The 21,231-nt window shown below is 65.1% G+C and carries 20 protein-coding genes; 2 read left to right on the top strand and 18 right to left on the bottom strand.

Annotated features, from left to right (window positions below; genetic code table 11):
• Positions 1-8 precede the first annotated feature (8 nt).
• From ILP92_RS00645 to ILP92_RS00595, 11 genes are all read right to left on the bottom strand, one after another.
• Complete coding sequence (locus ILP92_RS00645; protein WP_198914440.1) at positions 9-986, bottom strand: type II secretion system F family protein; 978 nt, start codon at positions 984-986, stop codon at positions 9-11.
• 10 nt (positions 987-996) lie between these two features.
• Complete coding sequence (locus ILP92_RS00640) at positions 997-1,962, bottom strand: type II secretion system F family protein (RefSeq protein ID WP_198914439.1); 966 nt, start codon at positions 1,960-1,962, stop codon at positions 997-999.
• Between the two features lie 5 nt (positions 1,963-1,967).
• A complete protein-coding gene (locus tag ILP92_RS00635) occupies positions 1,968-3,440 on the bottom strand; it encodes a TadA family conjugal transfer-associated ATPase (protein ID WP_198914438.1) in 1,473 nt (490 codons plus the stop codon).
• Between the two features lie 12 nt (positions 3,441-3,452).
• The gene (locus ILP92_RS00630) at positions 3,453-4,700 is read right to left on the bottom strand and encodes a CpaE/TadZ family protein (protein WP_198914437.1); all 1,248 of its coding nucleotides are present in this window, start codon (positions 4,698-4,700) and stop codon (positions 3,453-3,455) included.
• Between the two features lie 190 nt (positions 4,701-4,890).
• Entirely contained in the window at positions 4,891-5,562 is a 672-nt protein-coding gene (locus ILP92_RS00625) for an OmpA family protein (RefSeq protein ID WP_198914436.1), read from the bottom strand.
• A gap of 5 nt (positions 5,563-5,567) precedes the next feature.
• Positions 5,568-7,013, bottom strand: a complete 1,446-nt coding sequence (locus ILP92_RS00620) for a type II and III secretion system protein family protein (protein ID WP_198914435.1) — start codon at positions 7,011-7,013, stop codon at positions 5,568-5,570.
• 184 nt (positions 7,014-7,197) lie between these two features.
• Positions 7,198-8,049 carry a Flp pilus assembly protein CpaB gene (gene cpaB / locus ILP92_RS00615; protein WP_198914434.1) on the bottom strand — a complete coding sequence of 284 codons (852 nt, stop codon included), beginning with the start codon at positions 8,047-8,049 and terminating at the stop codon, positions 7,198-7,200.
• A gap of 147 nt (positions 8,050-8,196) precedes the next feature.
• Entirely contained in the window at positions 8,197-8,409 is a 213-nt protein-coding gene (locus tag ILP92_RS00610) for a hypothetical protein (protein WP_198914433.1), read from the bottom strand.
• Between the two features lie 91 nt (positions 8,410-8,500).
• Entirely contained in the window at positions 8,501-8,698 is a 198-nt protein-coding gene (locus ILP92_RS00605) for a Flp family type IVb pilin (protein ID WP_198914432.1), read from the bottom strand.
• A gap of 248 nt (positions 8,699-8,946) precedes the next feature.
• Complete coding sequence (locus ILP92_RS00600) at positions 8,947-9,141, bottom strand: hypothetical protein (protein ID WP_198914431.1); 195 nt, start codon at positions 9,139-9,141, stop codon at positions 8,947-8,949.
• A gap of 248 nt (positions 9,142-9,389) precedes the next feature.
• Positions 9,390-9,584, bottom strand: coding sequence for a hypothetical protein (locus ILP92_RS00595; protein ID WP_198914430.1), 195 nt, complete (start codon positions 9,582-9,584; stop codon positions 9,390-9,392).
• Positions 9,585-9,908: 324 nt separating this feature from the next.
• On the opposite strand from ILP92_RS00595, the gene ILP92_RS00590 reads away from it, so the two are divergent.
• Entirely contained in the window at positions 9,909-10,748 is an 840-nt protein-coding gene (locus ILP92_RS00590; RefSeq protein ID WP_198914429.1) for a lytic transglycosylase domain-containing protein, read from the top strand.
• Positions 10,741-12,171 (top strand): UbiA family prenyltransferase, encoded by a 1,431-nt coding sequence (locus ILP92_RS00585; RefSeq protein WP_198914428.1) that lies wholly within the window; start codon positions 10,741-10,743, stop codon positions 12,169-12,171. Before ILP92_RS00590 ends, ILP92_RS00585 begins: the two co-directional genes overlap by 8 nt.
• Positions 12,172-12,177: 6 nt before the next feature.
• Here the strand turns inward: ILP92_RS00585 and ILP92_RS00580 are convergent, their stop codons facing one another.
• The 7 genes from ILP92_RS00580 to dprA all read right to left on the bottom strand — a co-directional run bounded on the left by ILP92_RS00580 (position 12,178) and on the right by dprA (position 21,077).
• The gene (locus ILP92_RS00580) at positions 12,178-12,906 is read right to left on the bottom strand and encodes an SDR family oxidoreductase (RefSeq protein ID WP_198914427.1); all 729 of its coding nucleotides are present in this window, start codon (positions 12,904-12,906) and stop codon (positions 12,178-12,180) included.
• Complete coding sequence (locus tag ILP92_RS00575; protein ID WP_198914426.1) at positions 12,903-14,210, bottom strand: FAD-binding oxidoreductase; 1,308 nt, start codon at positions 14,208-14,210, stop codon at positions 12,903-12,905. The genes ILP92_RS00580 and ILP92_RS00575 overlap by 4 nt, the downstream gene beginning before the upstream one ends.
• Positions 14,191-15,195 carry a lysylphosphatidylglycerol synthase transmembrane domain-containing protein gene (locus ILP92_RS00570; RefSeq protein WP_198914425.1) on the bottom strand — a complete coding sequence of 335 codons (1,005 nt, stop codon included), beginning with the start codon at positions 15,193-15,195 and terminating at the stop codon, positions 14,191-14,193. The genes ILP92_RS00575 and ILP92_RS00570 overlap by 20 nt, the downstream gene beginning before the upstream one ends.
• A gap of 292 nt (positions 15,196-15,487) precedes the next feature.
• On the bottom strand, positions 15,488-16,111 hold the full coding sequence (locus ILP92_RS00565; RefSeq protein ID WP_198914424.1) for a 3-oxoacid CoA-transferase subunit B: 624 nt from the start codon (positions 16,109-16,111) through the stop codon (positions 15,488-15,490).
• Complete coding sequence (locus tag ILP92_RS00560; protein WP_198914423.1) at positions 16,111-16,809, bottom strand: CoA transferase subunit A; 699 nt, start codon at positions 16,807-16,809, stop codon at positions 16,111-16,113. Before ILP92_RS00560 ends, ILP92_RS00565 begins: the two co-directional genes overlap by 1 nt.
• A 191-nt stretch (positions 16,810-17,000) precedes the next feature.
• Entirely contained in the window at positions 17,001-19,721 is a 2,721-nt protein-coding gene (gene topA / locus ILP92_RS00555; RefSeq protein WP_198914422.1) for a type I DNA topoisomerase, read from the bottom strand.
• A gap of 201 nt (positions 19,722-19,922) precedes the next feature.
• Positions 19,923-21,077: a DNA-processing protein DprA gene (dprA, locus tag ILP92_RS00550; protein WP_198914421.1), complete on the bottom strand. Its 1,155-nt coding sequence runs from the start codon at positions 21,075-21,077 to the stop codon at positions 19,923-19,925.
• Between the last annotated feature and the right edge of the window lie 154 nt (positions 21,078-21,231).

Here is a 21,231-nt window from a genome sequence, read left to right as displayed (position 1 = left end):
TGTAGCCCTTAGATCGACATCTTTCCCAGGGTTTCTACGATGTTGTAGATCGAAGGTCCAAGCAAGATGATCAGCAGTGGCGGAACCGTGAGCATCATCGTGGCCAGCGTCATCTTCGTGGGCAGGGTGTTGGCCTTTTCTTCGGCCCGCATGACCCGCTTGTCGCGCATTTCCGACGCATAGACCCGCAGGGCTTCCGCGACGCTCGTGCCGAACTCGGCCGACTGGATCAGCACGGTGACGAAGTTCGACACGTCCGGCACGCCGGCCCGTTCGCCCATGTCTTTCAGCACCGTGTTCTTGTCCTTGCCCGCTTTGATCTCGTGGCTGACCATTGCGTATTCGTCGGCCAGCGCCGGGTAGCCCGCGCGGATTTCCTGGGCCACGCGCGCGATCGAGTGGTCCATGGACTGACCGGCCTCGACGCAGACCAGCATCATGTCCAGGCTGTCGGGAAAGCCGTTCACGATCTCTTCCTGGCGCTGCTGGATGCGCTTTGTGATCCAGTATTTGGGCGCCATGTATCCGACGGCACCGGGAATGATGGTCCACAGGATCATCTGCTTGATGGTCAGGTCTGCGCCGGTGGCGTTGTTGGCGACAGTGTAGATGACGCCCAGGATCAGCAGGATGATCCCCAGCGCGAACTGCGCGAAGTGGAAGGTCCGGACTGAGTTCTTGTCACGATAGCCTGCCTGGATCAGCTTCATCTGGATCGCCGAGTAGTCGTCGGCATCCTGCGGCTCAAGGAAGCTCGAGTATTTCTCCAGCTTGTCGTGCTTGCCGCCGATCCGCAGCTTGGCGCCGTCCTTGGTCGCGCCTTTCTTGGCCTTGGCCGCATCCCGGAACTTGTCCATGGGATCGGCCTTCTTCTGCATCATCACCGGCAGGGCGACCAGCACCAGAAGCAGTCCGAACCCGCCCACCGCGATCAGCGGACCCGCAGGGCCCAGCCGTTCGACCAGAAAATCCATGATCATTTCCATGACGGGTTCCTCAGACTTTGATGTTCACGAGGGCGCGCATCACGAAGATGTTGGCGACCAGGAAGCCGGCGACGACAAGACAGGCGGGGATGAAATACGATGTCTCTTTCACGTCGTCGTAGTAATTGGGCTGCAGCACGTTGATCATCACCAGCGCGCCCAGTGGGAAGACCGACAGGAACATGCCGGACCACTTCGCCTCGGCGGTGATGGCCTTCACGCGGCGAAACAGCTTGAAGCGCGAGCGGATGACCTTGGCCAGGCCGTACAGAACCTCTGCCAGGTTACCGCCCGATTGCTGCTGGATGGTCACGGCCACGGCCAGGAAGCGCATGTCCTGCATGTCCAGCCGTTCGGCCATGGCTTTCAGCGACTCGCCCACGTCGCGCCCGTAGGACGATTCGTCCGCGATCACGCCCATTTCCGAGCCCAGCGGGTCGGGCGTTTCCTTGGCCACCGCGGCCAGCGCCGAGCTGAACGGGTGTCCCACGCGAAGCGAGCGGACCATCAGTTCCACCGCGTCGGGCAGCTGTTCCTCGATCATGGCCATACGCTTCTTGGCCTTGTTGCTGACCCAGACGAACACGCCGCCCACGCCCATGGCCACGCTGACCGCGATGCGGATCGGGGTCGATGCCTCGGTCGCCTGCGTCAGGCCCACATAGGCCACCACGCTCAGCACCCCCATCACCATGATCAGCTGGCTCGGCGTGAAGGCGATGTTTGCTTTCTGCGCCTTCTGGGCCAGCAGCGAATACAGCGGGATCTTCTGGCTTTTCATGTGCTGGCTCATCTCCTTGCGGAGCTGGTCCAGGACCTGTTCGCGGCCCTTGCCCTTTTCGAGCATTTCCAGGCGGCGGTTGACCTTGCTGTTCAGGCTGATGGATTTGCCGAAAACGGTCAGGTAGATGCCTTCGACCATCACCAGCACGGCGACGAAGATCAGGCCATAGATGATCGGTTCTGCACTGATCATGGGAATTATCCTTGATAGGGTTCGAAGATTTCGTGGGGCAGGTTGTAGCCCCACATCTTGAAGCGTTCGGAGAAATGCGAGCGCACGCCGGTCGCGGTGAAGTGGCCGATGATCTTGTTGTCCGGCGTCAGGCCCACGCGCTTGAAGCGGAACACCTCCTGCATCGAGATGACGTCGCCTTCCATGCCGGTGATCTCGGTGATCGAGGTCATCCGGCGCGAGCCGTCCTGCAGGCGGCTGGCCTGCACGATCAGGTTCACGGCGCTGGAGATCTGGCTGCGGACCGCCTTCAGCGGCATCTCGATCCCGGCCATGGCGATCATGTTCTCAAGTCGGCTGACGCCGTCCCGCGCGCTGTTGGCGTGGATCGTCGTCATCGACCCGTCGTGGCCGGTGTTCATGGCCTGCAGCATGTCGATGACTTCCTCGCCGCGGGTTTCACCCACGATGATGCGGTCGGGACGCATCCGAAGCGCGTTCTTCAAACAGTCGCGCTGGCTGACGGCGCCCTTGCCTTCGACGTTGGCGGGGCGGCTTTCCATCCGGCCCACATGGGTCTGCTGCAGCTGAAGTTCTGCCGTGTCCTCGATGGTCAGGATGCGCTCGTCGTTATCGATGAAGGAAGACAGCGCGTTCAGCGTCGTCGTCTTGCCCGAGCCCGTTCCGCCCGACACGATCACGTTCAACCGGGTGCTGACCGCGGCCTCAAGATACAGCGCCATTTCTTCGGTGAAGGCGCCGAAGCGGACCAGGTCGTCGATCGCCAGCTTTTCCTTCTTGAACTTACGGATGGACACCAGGCTGCCGTCCACCGCGATGGGCGGGACCATGGCGTTGAAACGCGATCCGTCGCCCAGGCGGGCGTCGACGTAAGGGTTCGATTCGTCCACGCGACGACCCACGGCCGACACGATCTTGTCGATGATCCGCAGCAGGTGGCGCTCGTCCTTGAAGGTCACGTCGGTCAGCATCAGCTTGCCGTCGCGCTCGACGAAGATCTGCTGCGGCCCGTTCACCAGGATATCGTTGACGGTTTCGTCCTTCAGAAGCGTCTCGAGGGGCCCGAGCCCCTTCACTTCGTCGAACAGGTCCTGGTTCAGGGTCGTGCGCTCGTCGCGGTTCAGCACGACGCCCATCTCGCCCAGCGCTTCGCTGACGATTTCCTGGATCTCCGATTTCAGGTCCTGGTCCGTGGCCGCTTCCAGGGCCGACAGGTTCAGGTTGTCCAGAAGTTCCTTGTGCAGGGCGACCTTGATATCGCCCAGCCGTTCCTTCCGGCGCTTTTCCTTGTCCATGGGCTCGACCCGCGCGGCGGTCGTCTTGTTGGGACGCACGTTGGCAGGCATCTTGCTCTTCGGCGGCGCGACCTTTTCGTCCAGCGGCTCGAGCGCGGCGGTCTTCTTCGACACCTGCGCCAGCGGCGCGGGGGCGTCGGTTCCGACCTTGGTGGCGGGGGTTTTCTTGTAGCGTGAGAACATCCTGCTTTTCCCTTACGATCCGCTGGCCGCGGCCTGGTTCAGAGCGTGCGCCGACTCGGCGAGCTTCTGGATTTCCTTGCGGAGCGGGTTCTTCTTCGCGGCCTCGGCCAGCGGCGTGCCCTGGTCGTTGGCCTCGGTCACGGCCTTGCCGCCATCGGGCAGCTGCACCTCGATCGAGATGTCCAGGCTTTCGGCCAGGCGCTTCAGGCGGCTCTTGCCGGCCATGTCGGTGAACTTGGGCGCGCGGTTCATGATGTAGCGCAGCTTTTCCACCGGCAGATCTTCGGATTTCAGCGCCCGGATCATGCGCAGCGCGTTCTGGGCCGACCGCATGTCGAGCTCCATCAACGTGAAATACACATGCGCCTTGGTCAGGACGGTTTCGGTCCACATCACCACGGTCGACGGCATGTCGACGATCACGTAGTCGAAATTCGCCGCGGCCGTGTCGATGATGCGTTCGATATCCTCGGGCGTCAGCAGGTCCAGCGGCAGCATTTCGGCGGGCGCGGTCAGCACGTGCAGCTTGTCCTCGTAGGGCTGAAGCGCCTGCATGAAGCTTTCGCTGTCCATGGTGTCGGTGTTGGTCAGAAGCTCGAACACGGCCTCGCGCTGGGGCAGGTCGAGATAGGTGGCGACGGCCCCCATCTGCAGATCGAAGTCCAGCACGCAGACGCGCGGCGCATCGTCCTTGGAAATGGTCGCAAGCTCCCACGCCAGGTTGACGGCGAACGTCGTGCCACCGGCGCCGCCCGCCAGCGAATGAACCGGCATCACCACGCCTTCGCGGTCGCCGGTGGGTTTCAGCTTCGTGACCTTGGCTTCGGGCGCTGCGGCGGCGGGCTGGGGCGCGGGCGCTTTCAGCCGTTCGATGGCTTCATGCAGCGCACCTTCGGGCAACGGGTAGGGGACGAATTCCTTGGCGCCCTGCTTCAGAAGCTGGTGCAGCACCATGGGGCTGACCTCTTCGGCGATGACGATGACATCGACGTCGTGGTCCCTGGCCGTCTTGATCAGATCGACGATGACGCCGACGTGCTTCTCATCCTCTTCGTCCATCGCGATGGCGATGAAGTCGAGCGTGTTCGCTTCGGTCTGGGTCAGGAACACGGCCGCGTCGTGGTAGGACAGATCGCCCCAGGCTTCGCCCAGTTCGGTCTCCATGTCCTCGATCAACAGGTCGAAATTCTGAACATCCCGGCATACGGTGCATGCCTTGATGGGTGCGGGTTCTGCCGCACGAGCCGTTGCGTTCGTCATTGCCTCACGTCCTTCGATGGCCGGGCGCGGGCGATGGGTATCAGAAAGAAATTGCCATTCGCTTAGCCCGGTGACGCCCATTCTGTGGGGCGCCTCCTATCGTCAGGTATGCTGGGCAAGTTTGGCGACATTGAGGCCGAAACTTCGTCATTATTCGGCACCCGAGAACAGCGGGTGCCGAACAATTCGATCAGTTTCCGCCGCTGTCGATGGCGGACAGGCCGCCTTCGTCGCTCGTCGGCAGCGCGGTCGCGCTTTCCACGTATTCGCGGAAGATCACTTCGGCGTACTTGCCGTTCATCAGGGTCGGGCGGCCACCGGCGAAGCCCGAAACCTCGGTCACGGTGCGGCGGTTGGCGCGTTCGCGGCCTTGCGTGACGATCAGCGGCTGGGTCTCGCCGAAGCTGACCAGCGCGGCCAGACGGTTCCGATTCGCGCCGTTGCGCACCAGCTCGCGCACGACGGCTTCCGCCCGACGCTGGCCCAGGGCCCTGTTATAGGCGTCCGAGCCGACCAGGTCGGTGTGCCCGTACACGCGGAACGTCACTTCGGGGAACTGGCGGATCCAGGTCGCCTGGCGCGCGACGGTCGCACGGGCCTGCGGCGACAGGGTCGCGCTGTTGAAGTCGAAGTTCACGACCGAGTCGATTTCGCCCGCGAAGCGGTTGTTCAGGCCTTCGATCTGGCTGATATCGCCCGATTGCACGGCCATGTTGTTGACCACGGCAGCGCCGAAGCGCCCTTCGTCGAGCTCGGCGCCAGCGGGCGCGTTCCAGTCCGCGATGCTGCGGCTGACATTTTCGCAGGCGGTCAGGGTGAAGGTGGCGGCGGTCGCCAGGAGCAGGGCTTTCGAGGTGTTCATCTGCCTTACTCCATCACGTATCCGTAGGACCCCGAGAAGTCCTGTTTCGCCACTTCCGCCGCCGGGCCGTTCTGCGGGCCCATGACCCGCCGCTTGCCGCCGACGACTTCGCCGAACAGGAACAGCTCGCGCTCGGTCGGGATCACCACGCGGTCGGTGGGCAGGGCCAATGCCTCGCCACGGACGGGGGTGACCAGGTGAGCGGTGATGATGATGACCAGTTCGGACTGCTCGCGTTCGTATTCCGACGACCGGAACAGCGCGCCCAGCACCGGGATGTCGCCCAGCCACGGCACCTGGCCCTTCAGGTCGCGGAAGTCGTCTTCCAGAAGCCCGGCGATGGCGAAGCTTTCGCCGTCGCGCAGCTCGATGGTCGTCTGGCTTTCGCGGCGCGAGAAGCCGTTGATGTTGAAGCCCGCCTGCTGGATGCCGATGGTGGGGTCCAGGCCCGACACTGCGGCGGTCAGCTCGATATTGATGACGTCATGGCCCAGGACACGGGGGATGAAGTCCAGCTCGACACCGAAGGGCTTGTATTCGATCCGGATCGCGTCGTCGCCGCTGGCCACGGGGATGGGATATTCGCCACCCGCCAGGAACGACGCCTTCTGACCCGACAGGGCCACCAGGTTCGGCTCGGCCAGGGTGCGCACGACGCCCTTGCTTTCCAGTGCTTCCAGCAGGATCGCGAATTTCAGACTTCCCGAGCCGAAGCCGATGGCCAGGGACCCTTCCGAGTTGTTGTCGCCGACAAAACCCTGGCCGCTCAGGATACTCGACGCGTTATTGCCTTGGTTCAGGGTACCGTTTGCGCCGAGGATCCCGACGTCGCCGCCCGAGATGTCACCGCCCAGCGCCACGGACGACGACAGCTGCTTCGAGACGGATCGGCTCATTTCCGCGAAACGGACCTTCAGCATGACCTGTTGCGTTCCGCCGACCATCATCAGGTTCGAAACCCGCTCGGGTGCATAGCGGTTGGCAAGGTCCAGGGCGCGGTCGAGCGCGGTGATCGACGACACCGTGCCCGACAGGACGATCCCGTCATTGGCGGTGCGCACCTCGATCTGCTCGTTGGGCAGGATCTGGCGCAGACGCTCCTTGAACTCGCCCACGTCGGGGATGACCTGCACCTCGACATTGGTGATCAGGCGGCCTTCGGCGTTCAGCAGGGTCAGCGTGGTGCGCCCCGGCGCCTTGCCCAGCACGTAGATCGTGCGATCCGAAAGGGTCGAGATATCGGCGATCGCGGGATTCGCGATGCTAAGCTCGGCGAAGGGCTGGTCGCTTTCGACCACGACCGCGCGGTTCATGGGAACCCGCAATTCGGAGCTGGTGGTGCCTTGCATGACGCGAAGCGCCTGTGCATGGGACGGGGATGACAGCACAAGCGGCGATGCACAGAGCGCCAAGCCCGCGACAGCCGCTTTCAGGAAGTTCTTCATGCTCATTGTGACCTGCCTCTCAAATCACGATTGGACAGGTCTCGTGCCCGTCTTTCGCGTTACCTTGCGCGCAAACTGATATTTAATCAAGAATCAGCGTGTTGCGCCTGCACCTTGATGTTGGAAAGGCGCAACACCGCGAGGTGTAGCGCCTTATTCTCATGCGGTCGCGACAAGCGTCGCGCCGGGATCAGTTGGTGCAGGGGATCGGGATTTCGATCACATCGGCACCCCGGCGGGTGCGGATCGTGCAGACCTGTTCCTGCTTCACCTCGGCGCGCTGTTCCTCGACGATGCCCAGCAATTCGCGCTGGTCGATCTCGACGGCGCCCGCCACGGTGTCGTCCTCGTTGCCGACCAGCGACAGCGACAGCGACCCGGTGCTTTGCGCCTGGGCCAGGGCGGCCACGTCGCGCGGCGTCGCCTCGACGGTGACGGTGCGGGCGACGGTCGCTTCCGAGCGGTCTTCGTCGGCAGACTGGTCGATGGCGACAAGCTTGACGCCCGCCTGTATCAGCTTGGTCACTTCCTGGCGATCGACGCCCTTGCTGTTGACAGTGCCCGTCCAATAGACGTCGACGCGGTCGCCGGGGCGCAGGAAGCCCGACACGCCAGACGAGACGTCGACGCGGATGGCGAAGGCGCGCTTGCCCGGCGACAGCCGCGACGCGACACCCGCCTCCATGCCCGGTTCGGTCACCTTGTTGGCCAGGATCGCCTCACCCGCGACCATCGAGCGCAGAACCGAGCGCTGCACGTTCGGGCCCTGCGGGAACAGCGCTTCTTCCTCCAGGAATGCGCCGACCGATATCGCTTCTTCCGGGAACAGCACCTGGCGAACGTCTTCGGCGGTCAGCCTTTCGCCATAGGCGATATCGCGGCTGGTCACAAACACTGGCTTGGTGACGAAGTCGCCGCCCCGGCTGGCGCGTTCCGCGTCCAGCGCGGCCTGGTGCGCCGCCATGTAGTCTTTCGCCATGAAGACGGCGAAGCCGGCCAGGCCAAGACCCAGCAAAAGTACCAATCCAAATACGAGTCTCATGATTTCCCCTTCCATCTTGCCATGGATCCGTGCGTCGGGCGCAGGCTCCATGCGTCATCGGGAAACGTATCGCGTCGGAATACGGCAGGATAATGCCTTTGTTGCAGCGATACGGGATCATTTGCGATCCAGGCCCCGATTGTTTCGTCAATTCGTCGTCCGGCCGGGAAAGATCCGGTCCGGAAGGCTTTCGTCTTCCAGCGTGGATTCAACATTCACGACAGCGCCCTTGCTGCCGTCATAGGTGAATGTGCCGACGGCGATACCAAGCCCGACGGCCAGGCCGGTCAGGACCTTCCAGTCGAACGCAGCGCCCCCGTCCTCGGTGCCGATGAAAGTAGTGAGCATGCGATAGGTCATGGGGTGCCTCGTCTTTTCATGTTCTGAGATGAAAATGGCCGCGCCCCGGGGGGACGCGGCCGATATTGCGCCAATGTCGCGAGCCCGAACCTTACGGGAAAGTCGTGGTGACGTCCGTTCCGGCCAAGTGGCTCGAAACGGCTTGGGTAACCGTCTTGGTGCCCTCGGTCACCGACGACAGAACGGCGATGCCCAGGCCGACGATGGCGGCGGTCAGCACGACCCAGTCGACGGTGACGGCGCCGTCTTCATCGTTGCGGAAGGTCTTTGCGAGTTTGAGGAGTTTCATACTGGTATCCTTTCGAGGTGGCAGGTTGGTCCGATTTTTTGATTGAATGACGTGACTTACGTTCGTCTATACTGGGAAATGCCAGCCAACTGGGGCGAGAACGCGACCCTTTGAGACAGAAACAAAGGCATTTTCTAGAATTTGTCGGTATCTGCATGGGATGGGCCGCATCGGATTGGCTGACCCGAATAGCAAAAAGGGGCCGCCTCAGATGAAGCGGCCCATTTCGTTCGAGTGGTGCGTGGCGATCAGAAGGCTTTGGTGACCGAGGTCCCCGCCAAGTGGCCCGATACGTTTTCGGTAACCGTCTTGGTGCCCGATGTGACAGAAGCCAGAACGGCGATGCCTAGGCCGACGATGGCGGCGGTCAGCACGACCCCGTCGACGGTGACGGCGCCGTCTTCGTCGTTGCGGAAGGTCTTGGCGAGTTTGAAGAGTTTCATACTGGTATCCTTTCGAGGTGGCAGGTTGGTCCTGTTGTTGGACTGATTGACGCGACTTGCGCCCGTCTGCCCCAAGAACTGCCATCCAACTGGGGCGAGAACGCGACCCTTTACGTCAGAAACCAAGGCATTTTGGGATTTCCCCGAAATCTGCATGCGATGGGCCGTATCGGATTGGCTGGCCTGAACGGCAAAAAAAGGGCCGCCTCAGAAGAAGCGGCCCATTTCGTTCGAGTGGTGCGTGGCGATCAGAAGGCTTTGGTGACCGAGGTCCCCGCCACGTGGCCCGATACGGGTTCGGTGACCGTCTTGGTGCCCGATGTGACCGAAGCCAGAACGGCGATGCCCAGGCCGACGATGGCGGCGGTCAGCACGACCCAGTCGACGGTGACGGCGCCGTCTTCGTCGTTGCGGAAGGTCTTGGCGAGCTTAAAGAGTTTCATGTGTTAGTTCCTTTCTAGGATGTTCTGGTCAGTGGCAGTTTCGATCCAGAACATCGCGCTCCGTTTCGATGATTAGGTTTTGCACAAGCTGTGTGGCGCAAATCGGGCAGACGTCGGACGATTCAAAGAATGGTAAATTGTCTTCGCATTTTATCGATCCGTGCGACTCCACGGGCTTGCACGGGTTTTCCCGTGAATTTGGGGCAATTTGGTGACGCTGGCCGCGAAAACGCGCACGCGGTGGCAGCGGCGCTGGCCAGGCCGGGCTGCGTTCTTCAAAACTGAGGCCAATAAAAAGACGTCGCAGGCAAGGCAGGCACGCCCATGAGGCATATCGGCATTTCGACGGCTCTGGCCGTTCTTCTGGCATTTGGTCCGGCCCATGCGGCCGATCCCCCGCCATTCCCGGATTTCACCTTCAAGCGGATGAAGCCGCCCAAGGCGGGCACGCGCAAGCGCATCACGGTTCAGATCGACCCGTCCGAGCAATGGCCGCCCCCCGTCGCTGCAAAGCCGGTCGAGCCGATCAGTCCCGCGGACCCCGCCCCCGCGGCGAAAAGCAAGGCTTACGCCTGGTTTTGGGACCAGGTGCCCGCGGGCGGCGCGGGCAATGACGGTCTGACGCAGGCGCTTGCGGTGCTGTCGCGTCCGCCCGCGGGCGTGAAGGCTCCGCAATACCGGCTCGACCGGCTGCGCAAGCTCGCCGACCGCCACGGGCTCGAGATCCTGAAGGCCACGATCGGCACCCGCGTGTCACCGGCGCTGGCGCTGGCGGTGATGGCGGTGGAATCGGCCGGCAAGGTCAATGCCGTCAGCTCGGCCGGAGCCCAGGGCCTGATGCAGCTGATGCCCGACACCGCGAAGCGCTTCGGGGTGACCGACAGCTCGGTGCCGGGCCAGAACATCAAGGGCGGCGTGGCCTACCTGGATTGGCTGATGAAGGAATTCGACGGCGACCCGCTCCTTGTCCTGGCGGGCTACAACGCGGGCGAGGGCGCAGTCACCCGCCACGCGGGCGTGCCGCCCTACGCCGAGACGCGCGGCTACGTGCCCAAGGTCCTGGCGGCGTTCCACACCGCCAAGGGCCTGTGCCTGACCCCGCCGATGCTGGTCAGCGACGGGTGCGTCTTCATGCAGGCCAGCCGGGTGGCGTCCAATGGCTGACCCGCGTCCGCTGGTGCTGGACGTGGACGGCACGTTCCTGAAGACCGACATGCTGTTCGAATCGTTCTGGGCCGGGCTCGGTCGCGATCCGATCGCGACATTAGGCGCGCTGCGTCATCTGGGCGATCGCCCGCGACTGAAGGGCGAACTGGCGCGCATCGGGCAGCCCAACGTGGCGCTGATGCCGGTGAACGCGGATATCCTGGCCCTGGCCGACGCGGCGCGGGACGAAGGGCGGCAGGTCGTGCTCGCGTCGGCATCGGACGCGGCACTTGTTCGGAAGCTGGCCGACGCCCACGGGGTGGTGGACAATTCCATGGGCAGCCATGGCGGCGTGAACCTGAAAAGCGCCGTCAAGGCCGACGCGCTGGCCGAGCGCTATGGCCGTGCCGCCTTCGACTACGCGGGCAACGAACCGGTGGACCGCCCGGTCTGGGACAAGGCCCATGGCGTCGTTATCGTCGGCGATCTGCCGACCCACGCCAAGGCGCTACGGGCCGAGGGGCACCCAGTGACCGAATTGCCCGGCGGCTGGTCCTGGTCGCAGGCCCGGCGCGCGCTGCGGACCCATCAATACGTCAAGAACGTGCTTCTGTTCCTGCCGGTCATCGCGGCGCACGCCTTCAATTGGCAGGCTTTCGGACTTGTCCTGCTGGGCATCGTCGCGTTTTCGGCAGCGGCGTCGTCGATCTATATCATCAACGACCTGCTGGACCTCGAAGCCGACCGCCTGCACGCCACCAAGCGCAACCGCCCCTTCGCCAGCGGCGCGGTGCCGATCCAGGTGGGCATGGCGCTGTTCGTCGCCTGTCTCGGCGTGGCGCTGGGCCTGGGTGCGATGCTCGGCTCCGGATTCCTGGCGACGGTGGGCGTCTATATCCTGCTCAGCCTCGCCTATTCGCTCCGCCTGAAGCGGATGCGCTGGATCGACGTTTTCTGCCTGGCCACGCTTTACACCCTGCGCGTCGTCGCCGGTGCGACGGCCAGCGGGGTCGAGGCCACGACCACAATGCTGGTCTTCGTCTTTCCGGTCTTCGTGACGCTGGGCTGCGTGAAGCGCCTGACCGAGCTGGCCAAGGCCACCGATGACGCGAAGCTGCCCGGTCGCGGCTACGCGCGCGCCGACTACACGGACCTGATGAACATGGCCGGCGTCGGCGTGGTGGGCGCACTGGTCATCTTCGCGCTCTACACGGTCAGCGACCAGGCCGCCCAGCTTTACCAGACCCGCTGGATCATGTGGCTGGCGCTGCTGCCGATCGCGTTGTGGCTGTTTCGCATGGTGGCGCTGGGTGCGCGGGGGCAGATGGATTACGACCCCATCGTCTTCGCGCTGCGCGACCGCCAGGGGCTGGGCCTTCTGGCGATCACCCTGTCGCTGATGTTCTGGTCGGCGGGGCTGTGGGCGGAATGGCTGGGATAAGGTCGCCTAGATCGACATCTTCTTGAAGATCGGCTCGGGCACCGCCTTGATGATTGCCATGATGTAGCGCCAGAAGAACGGCGTGTAGATCACGTTGCGCCGCTTCTTCACCGCCTTCAGGATGTCGCGCGCCACGTCGTCGGGCGTCGCGACCAGGAACATGCCCTCGATCCCCCAAGTCATCGCGGTGTCGACGAAGCCGGGCTTCACCGTCACCACGTGCCCGCCCGCCCGCGTCAGTCGGTTCCTGAGCCCCGACAGGTAGGTGGCGAACCCGGCCTTGGCTGCACCGTAGACGTAGTTGCCCACGCGGCCCCGGTCGCCCGCGACGGATCCGACGCCCACCACGACGCCGGCACCCTTGTCCTCGATCACCGGGGCCAGCATCTGCAGGAACCGCGCGGGGCCGGTGAAGCTGTCCATCACCGTGCCATCGATCAGCGACGGGTCGGCGTCGATCAGCGACTGGTCGGGCATGGAGCCCACGAAGACCGCGCAATTCACCGTGCCCTCGGCCGCGTCCAGGATCGCCTGGAACGTCGACGGATCGCGCGCGTCGAAGCGCACCGCGCGGGCATCGGCCGCGCCGCGCAGCTGGCAATCGGACGCCGTGGCTTCCAGGTCGGGCATGTCGCGGCCTGCCAGCACCAGGGCATCGCCCCGCTCGGCCAGTTGCCGCGCCATCGCGCGCGCCATGGAGGACGTGGCGCCCAGGATGATCCAAGTCTCGCTCATGGCGCGGCCCTCAGTTCCAGTCGGCGCACCAGGTCGGTGACCAGCGCCTTGTCGGGATCGACTTGCTGCACCTCTGCCAGCCAGTCGCCGTGTTCGGGATACATGGCGCGCACATGGGCGCCGCGGGCCAGCGCGTCCTTGGCCAGGTACAGCCGCCCCCGGGCCTCGGCCACATCCTGTTCCAGGTCGCGGATCAGGCGGGTGGAGCGATCGACGTTGCGGAAATCGCAGGCCAGCGTGTAGCCCTCCATCGGGAAGGACATGAACCCCGCGCGCCCCGGTCCCATGCGTTTCAGCACCGCCAGCGGCGATGCCAGCCCGGAGGTCGCGATCTTTTCCAGCATCGCGCGCAGGGCAGGGGCCGCGTCCACCGGCACGACGCATTGGAACTGGTGAAAGCCGCGCCTGCCGTAAAGCTTGTTCCAGTCGTGGATGCGGTCGAGCGGGAAGAAGAAATCCTGCAACCGCTTCACGCTGGTGCGCCCCGATCTGGGGACGCGGTTGTAATATAGGCTGTTGAACGCCCGCACGATGCCGGGCGACAGCGCCCAGCCGGGCGCGTTGCGCTTGATCCGGCGCGCGGTGGATTTCGACGGGATCAGGCCCGAGCCTGTCTCGGCCTCTTCCAGGATCCCGCGCCCCAGCTTGGTACCGGTGGCGGTCGCGTCGATCCAGCCCACCGTATAGGTCGCGTCCGAGCCGTCGAGCAGCGCCAGGAAGTCATCCCAGCCGGGCACACGGCGTTCGGTCACCACGATCACGTCGCCCTTGCATTTCAAGAGCCGCAGCTTGGCCGAGACGATCACCCCGGTCTGGCCCAACCCGCCCACGGTGGCGCGGAACAGGTCGGTGCCTTCGCCGACCACCCGCTCGCCCTTCGGCGTCTGCAGCGTGATCTCGGCGACGTGTTGCCCGAAGGATCCGGCGTGGTGGTGGTTCTTGCCGTGCACGTCCATGGCAATCGCGCCGCCGACGGTGGCGAACCCGGTGCCCGGCATCACCGCCGGAAGAAAGCCCTTGGGCGCCAGCATCCGCGACAAAACGCCCAACTCGACCCCGGCCTCGACGGTGATTTCGCCCGCCTCCGGATCGAAGCCCAGCACCCGGTCCATCCGGGTCATGTCCACCGCGCGGCCGCCGTCGTTCAGGCAGGCATCGCCGTAGGAGCGGCGATTGCCGATGGCGGGTGCCGGCTCTTCGTCCATGAGCGCCGCGACCGCGCTGGCGCGTTCGGGGCGCGCCAATTGGCCGGACGCGGTCAGCGCGCGGCCCCAGCCGCTGTATTCAGCCGTGTTCCAGCGCATGGGAACCCTTTCGTGACTGCGCCTCGGCGTGCGGGAACACGGCAAGGCCGATGAGGATCGCGAACCACAGGGTGGTGACGCGGATGATGGCGGTGGCCGGGACGGAAACCTCCAGCGGCACGTGGTTGGCGGCCAGCAGCGCGATCATGGCGGCCTCAGCCCCGCCTACGCCGCCGGGCGCGCCAGTCAACCCGCCCGCCAGCGTTGCGAAGATGAAGATCGCGATGGCGGTCCACAGGCCGATCTCGGCCCCCATCCACTGAAGCAGCGCGAAGAAGGCGACCCCTTCGGCCAGCCACCCGACGACGCCGAGCGTGGCGGCGAACAGCATGGTGGCCGGGTGCGAAAACTGCGCCAGCGACAGCGCCGCGCGCCGCACCCGCACGAACAGGCGCCCGAACCGGCCCGTGGCGCGATAGGCGCCGTAGGACATCCAGGCCAGAAGCGACGGTCGCGTCACCACGAAAGACGCAAGAAGCGCCAGCCCGGCCACGGGCACGGCGCCCATGATGCCGGTCGTCGACAGGGCCAGCGCCAGCGCCAGGATCAGCCCCATGGCCGCCAGGTCCGACGCGCGGTCGATCAGGACCAGCGGCGCCGTGCGCTCGAACGGCCAGCCGGTTTCGCGGCGGATCCAGCGCATGCGCACCAGCTCGCCCACGCGGCCGGGGGTGACGGACATGGCAAAGCCGCCCAGGAAATGGCGCAGGTTCTGAACCAGCGCCGTGTCCAGGCCCAGGCGTCGCGCGAAAAGATGCCAGCGCAACCCGCGAAACAGGTAGTTGACCAGGCTCAGCGCCAGCAGGACCAGCACCTGGCCCAGGCCCAGCCGCGCGATCTGGGCGCGCACCTCGTCCCACCCGGTGGCACTGGCCAATCCGATCAGCCCCACGACCAGCAGAACAAGGCAGCCGCCCAGGATCATGCGGTCGCGCAGGCGTGTGTCGGTGCCGGGGCCAGGGGCATGGGGCCGAGTGATCATCATGCGCCCCCGATTAGAGACAGATTGGGGCGATAATATGAAACCGTTTCCGTTTCTTGAACGATCATCAAGCGGCCGCGGCCCCGCAGATCGGGCGGCGGACACGTCCGGTCCGATCGCGGTGGCGGCAGGTCCGGGCGCTCACCCAAGCCAATAGCGACCGTGCGTATGCGAAAAGCTGTCGCCCGCACCGCGCGTAGCACTCTCCCTCCGCCGTGATCTGCGCCCTCTGCCGAAACGGAGGCCCAGGGCAGCGTAGTCTCGCCCTCTGGCGCCAGACCCCGTCCCGCGGATCTCAGACGATCGATGCCTCGGTGGCCGCGCGGATGTCCTGCTCGGTCACGCCATCGGCGCATTCCAGGATATGCAGCCCCTTGTGATCCACTTCCAGCACGCCCAGGTCGGTGATGATCAGATCGACCACGCCCTTGCCGGTCAGCGGCAGGGTGCATTCCTTCAGAAGCTTGCTCTCGCCGTGCTTGTTGGTGTGGTCCATCACCACGATGACGCGGCCCACGCCCGCCACCAGGTCCATGGCGCCGCCCATCCCCTTGACCAGCTTGCCGGGGATCATCCAGTTGGCCAGGTCGCCCTTTTCCGACACTTCCATCGCCCCAAGGATCGCCGCCGCGATCTTGCCGCCGCGGATCATGCCGAAGGACATGGCGCTGTCGAAATAGGACGTGCGCGCCAGCTCGGTGATGGTCTGCTTGCCGGCGTTTATCAGGTCCGCGTCCTCTTCGCCCTCGAAGGGGAAGGGTCCCATGCCGAGCATCCCGTTTTCGGATTGCAGGGTGATTTCCTTGTCACCGATATAGTTCGCCACCAGCGTCGGGATCCCGATGCCGAGGTTCACGTACATGCCGTCCTTCAGTTCCTGCGCGGCCCGTTCGGCCATCTGATTGCGATCCCAGGGCATCAGGCTTTCTCCCTCACGGTGCGTTGCTCAATCCGCTTTTCGTGCTCGCCCTGCACGATGCGGTGTACATAGATGCCCGGCAGGTGGATCTGGTCGGGGTCCAGCGACCCGCGGGGCACGATTTCCTCGACCTCGGCCACGCAGACCTTGCCGCACATGGCGGCGGGCGGATTGAAGTTGCGGGCGGTCTTTCGGAAGATCAGGTTGCCCGTGTCGTCGGCCTTCCACGCCTTCACGATGGAAAGGTCGGCGATGATGCCGCGCTCCATGATGTAGGTTTCGCCGTCGAAATCCTTGTGTTCCTTGCCCTCGGCGATCTGGGTGCCGACGCCGGTCTTGGTATAGAAGCCGGGAATGCCGCTGCCGCCCGCGCGCATCCGTTCGGCCAGTGTGCCTTGCGGGTTGAACTCGAGCTCGAGCTCGCCCGACAAGTACTGGCGCATGAATTCCTTGTTCTCGCCCACGTAGGACGAGATCATCTTCTTCACCTGCTTGGTCTGCAGCAAGATCCCGATCCCGAAATCGTCCACGCCCGCGTTGTTGGACGCGAAGGTCAGGTTCTTCGTGCCCGCGTCCTTGATCGCCTGCAGCAACAGCTCGGGGATGCCGCACAGCCCGAAGCCGCCCGCCGCGATGAACATGCCGTCATGCAGCAGGCCGTCCAGCGCCTCGGACGCCGTTCCATACACTTTTTTCATGGGATACCTCACGCCTGGCGGGCACCATGGCCCTGTCGAGCGCAGGTATGCCGCGACGCAGAAGGCAAGTCAAACCGCCGACGGCGCCGCTCCGCCGGGCAAGGCCGCCAATTCGTAATCGGCCAGCCGCCACGGAGTAATCACCGCGCCGTTTACGGCATGATCGCGCGACGCCAGCTGCGCGCGCGCGCTCACTCGGCCTTCTTTTTCGCCGCCGGGCCCTTCTTGGCCGCCGCTTTCTTCGGCGCGGCCTTTTTCGGGGCGGCCTTCTTGCGTGCAGGCTTCTTGCCGGACTTCGCCGCGCGCTCGTCGATCAGCACGACCGCCTGGTCGATGGTGATGTTCTCGGGCTCCATCGTGTCGGGGATCGTCGCGTTGATCTTTTCCCACTTCACGTAAGGCCCATACTTGCCCTTCATGACGTTCACCGGCCCGCCCGCGGTCGGGTGTTCGCCCAGCTCGCGCAAGGGTGCGGCGGCCTGTCCGCGGCCGCCGCGGCTGGCCTTCTTCTCGGCCAGCAGCTGCACCGCGCGGTTCATGCCCACGGTCCATACCTCGTCGATGCCTTCCAGGTTGGCGTTGGTGCCGCCCCGGTCCGACGTAGTTTCGGCGTGCTTCAGATACGGGCCGTAGCGGCCGATATTGGCCCAGACGGTCACGCCGTCCTCGGGGTGCTTGCCCACTTCGCGTGGCAGCGACAGCAGCATCACGGCGCGCTCCAGGTCCAGGTCCTCGGGCGGCCAGTCCTTCGGCACCGACTGGCGCGGCGGCTTCTTGTTGTCCTCGGTCACGTCGCCGCGCTGCACATAGGGGCCGAAGCGGCCCTTGAAGACGCGGATCTCGTCGCCCTGATCCTCGCCCAGCAGCTTGCCCTCGGGGGGGATCGCGCTGGCCTCGGCTTCCGGGTCGGGCGGCCCGAAAGGCCGGGTATAGCGGCATTCGGGATAGTTCGAGCAACCGATGAACGCGCCGCCCGACCGCGCGGTGCGCATCGACAGCCGCCCGGCCCCGCAATTGGGGCAAAGCCGCGGATCGGTGCCGTCGGGGTTGGGCGGGAACAGGTGCGGCTCGAGCACCTCGTTGATCTTTTCGAGCACGTCCGTGATGCGCAGTTCGGAGGTTTCGGCAATGGCGGCCGAGAAGTCGCGCCAGAACCGCGCCAGCAGATCCTTCCAGTCCTGCTCGCCCGCGCTCACGTGATCCAGCTGGTCTTCCAGGTCGGCGGTGAAATCGTATTCCAGGTAGCGTCGGAAGTAGTTTTCGAGAAACGCGATCACCAGACGCCCCTTGTCCTCGGGGATCAGGCGGTTGCCGTCCTTGCGGACGTATTCGCGGTCCTGGATCGTGGTCACGATAGACGCGTAGGTCGACGGCCGCCCGATGCCGAGCTCTTCCATCCGCTTGACCAGCGTCGCCTCGGTATAGCGCGGCGGCGGCTGGGTGAAGCTTTGCGTGGCCAGCACCGCGCCGTTGTCGCCCAGCACGGCGCTGCCGTTCTTGCGCATGCCCGCGGCGCCGTCGTCGATCACGTCGTCACGCTTGTCGGCCTTGGCGAAATCGTCCCGAAGCCCGGATTTCGAGAACGCCGCCGCCTCGCCCTGCATGATCTGCGGCAGGCGGTTGTCGTCCTCGTCCTGGACGTCGTCGCGCCCTTCCTCGTAGACCTTCAGGAAGCCGTCGAAGGTGACGACCTGGCCGGTGGCGCGCAGGCCGACGGCGCGGTCGCGGTCGGCGATCTCGACCGTGGTGCGCTCCAGACGGGCGGCTTCCATCTGGCTGGCCAGCGTGCGCTTCCAGATCAGATCGTAAAGCTTGCGCTGGTCGGCGTCGCGGATGTCGAGCTCTTGGGCCGATTTCCCCATGTCGGTGGGGCGGATGCATTCATGCGCTTCTTGGGCGTTCTTGGCCTTGTTCTTGTAGATCCGCGGGCTGCCCGGCACGTAATCCCTGCCGTAGCGCGCGGTGATCGCATCGCGCGCGCCGGTCACGGCCTCGGGCGCCATGTCGATTCCGTCGGTCCGCATGTAGGTGATGTGGCCCGCTTCATACAGGCGCTGGGCCGTCGACATGCAGGCCCGCGCGCCCATGCCGAACTTTCGGCTGGCTTCCTGCTGCAGAGTCGAAGTCATGAAGGGCGGCGACGGGTTGCGCGTGGTGGGCTTCGCCTCGACGCTGGCGATTTCCAGCTTGCGCGACGTGACGGCTTGCACCGCCATTTCGGCCTGGGTCTCGTTTTCCAAGCTGAAACGGTCCAGCTTCTTGCCCGCCAGCGTGGTCAGGCGCGCCTCGAAATCCTGGCCGCGCGGCGTCGTCAGAAGCGCCTTGACCTGCCAGTATTCGCGGGGCTTGAACGCCTCGATCTCCATCTCGCGCTCGACGATCAGGCGTAGGCAGACCGATTGCACGCGGCCCGCAGACTTGGCGCCGGGCAGCTTGCGCCACAAAACCGGCGACAGGTTGAAGCCCACAAGGTAGTCCAGCGCGCGGCGGGCCAGGTAAGCCTCGACCAGCGGCGCGTCGACCTGGCGGGGGTTCTTCATGGCCTCGGTCACGGCGGACTTGGTGATGGCGTTGAAGACGACGCGGCTGACGGGCGTGTTCTTGTTGATGGCCTTGCGGTTGCGCAGGGCCTCTTCCAGGTGCCAGCTGATCGCCTCGCCCTCGCGGTCGGGGTCGGTGGCCAGGATCAGGTTGTTGTCGTCCTTCAGCGCGTCGGCGATGGCCTTGACGTGTTTCTTGCTGTCGGACGCGATTTCCCACTTCATGTCGAAACTGTTGTCCGGATCGACCGATCCATCCTTCGGCGGCAGGTCACGGACGTGTCCGTAGGACGCCAGGACGGTGTAGTCCGAGCCAAGATACTTGTTGATTGTCTTGGCTTTGGCAGGCGACTCGACGACGACGACCGGCATGAAGGATCCTTCGATCTGCGGAACTGGTAAGCGTGGTAGATGTGGGGGTGGCCCCGATCTTGTCAATCGCGCTTAGGCGGAAAGGGGCAGAACAGGCAAGTCGGACTGTCGGTCACCCATGGCCGGACGCGTCGCGCAGGTCCGGCGCGAACCGTGTCGCACGGGATGGCGGATCGGCCGCCTGTTCGGCGGGTGGACCCGTCAGATCAGGCTGAGTTTGCCCCCGGGCTGCCGAACCACCTTGCCCTCCAGCTCGAGCGTCACGATCTCGGCGGTGACACGCTGGACGGGCTGCTTCAGGTCGCGGATCAGCTGGTCTTCCGAGGTCGGTGACGGGCCGAGGCGATCCAGGATCTGCTGGTGCAAGGCGTTGGTTTCCCGCAGCGTGCGCTCGGGGCTGGCGGATCCGGCATCCTGAGGTGCCGCTTGCTGCACGGGGGCGGGTGCCGCCTGTTCGGGCTCGGCCAGTCCCAGGGCCTCGATCACGTCCTTCGGGCCGCGGACCAATGTCGCACCGTCGCGCAACAGCATGTTGCAGCCGGCCGCGCGCGCGTCGAAGGGGTGGCCGGGCACGGCCAGGACGTCCCGGCCCTGGTCCAGCGAATCGCGCGCGGTGATCAGGCTGCCCGATTTCGACGCCGCTTCGACCACGACGACGCCGCGCGCAAGGCCCGAGATGATCCGGTTGCGCCGCGGGAAATGCCGCGCCTGCGGGCGCAATCCGACGGGCTGCTCGGACACGATCAGGCCGCGCTCTTCGATTTCACGGGCCAGCACGGCGTTCTCGGACGGGTAGACGACGTCGATGCCGCCCGCCATCACGGCGATCGTGCCGGTCTCCAAGGTGGTCTCGTGGCAGGCGGTGTCGATGCCGCGCGCCAGTCCCGACACGGTGACCACGCCCGCGCGACCCAAGCCGCTCGCCAGCGAGCGCGCCATGCGCAGGCCCAGCGACGACGCGTTGCGCGCTCCGACCATCGCGACCGTCGGCCGCTTGAGCAGCGACAGGTCGCCCAGCGCCCAGAGCAGGGGGGGCGGATCGGAAATGTCCGACAGTTGCGCGGGGTAGTCGTCGGTGCCGTAGGCGATGAGCCGTGCGCCCGCCAGCCGACCGCGCCGCAGCTCGTCCCGGGCCACTTCGACGGGGCAGGCGGCGTAATCGCCGACCCCCGCGGCCTTCGCGATCTCGGGAAGTTTCTGAAGCGCGTCGCGGGCATTGCCCGCTTCTGTCATCAGCCGGAAGAAGGTGCTGACGCCGACGCGGCGAGAGCGCAAGAGACGAAGCCAGTCCAGCCAATCTTCCTCGGAGTGGGGTGGGGTGAGGGGGGGTGGGGAAGGGAAAAAATCCAGGACCATCCTGACCTCGTCTCGTTGCAAAGCCACATTGCGCCAGAGATGGTTAAAGAGGTCTTAAGACTTGCCCGCGATCTGCATCTTTCTGGTTAGGCTTTGATAAATCGTTCTTTTTTATCCATTCGCCTCGACGCCCCCAAGCGCGGCCAGCTGCCGA

This window comes from Palleronia pontilimi (assembly GCF_016412875.1).
GTDB lineage: Bacteria > Pseudomonadota > Alphaproteobacteria > Rhodobacterales > Rhodobacteraceae > Palleronia > Palleronia pontilimi.
Note: the sequence above shows the minus strand (reverse complement) of the source record. Positions and strands in the feature narration are given on the sequence as shown.

Bases quoted from the DNA above. Each gene is read 5' to 3' on its own strand.
- dprA (WP_198914421.1), bottom strand. From the start codon at position 21,077: ATGGTCCTGGATTTTTTCCCTTCCCCACCCCCCCTCACCCCACCCCAC.
- ILP92_RS00580 (WP_198914427.1), bottom strand. From the start codon at position 12,906: ATGAGCGAGACTTGGATCATCCTGGGCGCCACGTCCTCCATGGCGCGC.
- ILP92_RS00645 (WP_198914440.1), bottom strand. From the start codon at position 986: ATGGAAATGATCATGGATTTTCTGGTCGAACGGCTGGGCCCTGCGGGT.
- ILP92_RS00570 (WP_198914425.1), bottom strand. From the start codon at position 15,195: ATGATGATCACTCGGCCCCATGCCCCTGGCCCCGGCACCGACACACGC.
- ILP92_RS00585 (WP_198914428.1), top strand. From the start codon at position 10,741: ATGGCTGACCCGCGTCCGCTGGTGCTGGACGTGGACGGCACGTTCCTG.
- ILP92_RS00560 (WP_198914423.1), bottom strand. From the start codon at position 16,809: ATGAAAAAAGTGTATGGAACGGCGTCCGAGGCGCTGGACGGCCTGCTG.
- ILP92_RS00575 (WP_198914426.1), bottom strand. From the start codon at position 14,210: ATGCGCTGGAACACGGCTGAATACAGCGGCTGGGGCCGCGCGCTGACC.
- ILP92_RS00610 (WP_198914433.1), bottom strand. From the start codon at position 8,409: ATGACCTATCGCATGCTCACTACTTTCATCGGCACCGAGGACGGGGGC.
- ILP92_RS00625 (WP_198914436.1), bottom strand. From the start codon at position 5,562: ATGAACACCTCGAAAGCCCTGCTCCTGGCGACCGCCGCCACCTTCACC.
- ILP92_RS00640 (WP_198914439.1), bottom strand. From the start codon at position 1,962: ATGATCAGTGCAGAACCGATCATCTATGGCCTGATCTTCGTCGCCGTG.
- ILP92_RS00605 (WP_198914432.1), bottom strand. From the start codon at position 8,698: ATGAAACTCCTCAAACTCGCAAAGACCTTCCGCAACGATGAAGACGGC.
- ILP92_RS00590 (WP_198914429.1), top strand. From the start codon at position 9,909: ATGAGGCATATCGGCATTTCGACGGCTCTGGCCGTTCTTCTGGCATTT.
- topA (WP_198914422.1), bottom strand. From the start codon at position 19,721: ATGCCGGTCGTCGTCGTCGAGTCGCCTGCCAAAGCCAAGACAATCAAC.
- ILP92_RS00630 (WP_198914437.1), bottom strand. From the start codon at position 4,700: ATGACGAACGCAACGGCTCGTGCGGCAGAACCCGCACCCATCAAGGCA.
- ILP92_RS00595 (WP_198914430.1), bottom strand. From the start codon at position 9,584: ATGAAACTCTTTAAGCTCGCCAAGACCTTCCGCAACGACGAAGACGGC.
- cpaB (WP_198914434.1), bottom strand. From the start codon at position 8,049: ATGAGACTCGTATTTGGATTGGTACTTTTGCTGGGTCTTGGCCTGGCC.
- ILP92_RS00565 (WP_198914424.1), bottom strand. From the start codon at position 16,111: ATGCCCTGGGATCGCAATCAGATGGCCGAACGGGCCGCGCAGGAACTG.
- ILP92_RS00600 (WP_198914431.1), bottom strand. From the start codon at position 9,141: ATGAAACTCTTCAAACTCGCCAAGACCTTCCGCAACGACGAAGACGGC.
- ILP92_RS00620 (WP_198914435.1), bottom strand. From the start codon at position 7,013: ATGAGCATGAAGAACTTCCTGAAAGCGGCTGTCGCGGGCTTGGCGCTC.
- ILP92_RS00635 (WP_198914438.1), bottom strand. From the start codon at position 3,440: ATGTTCTCACGCTACAAGAAAACCCCCGCCACCAAGGTCGGAACCGAC.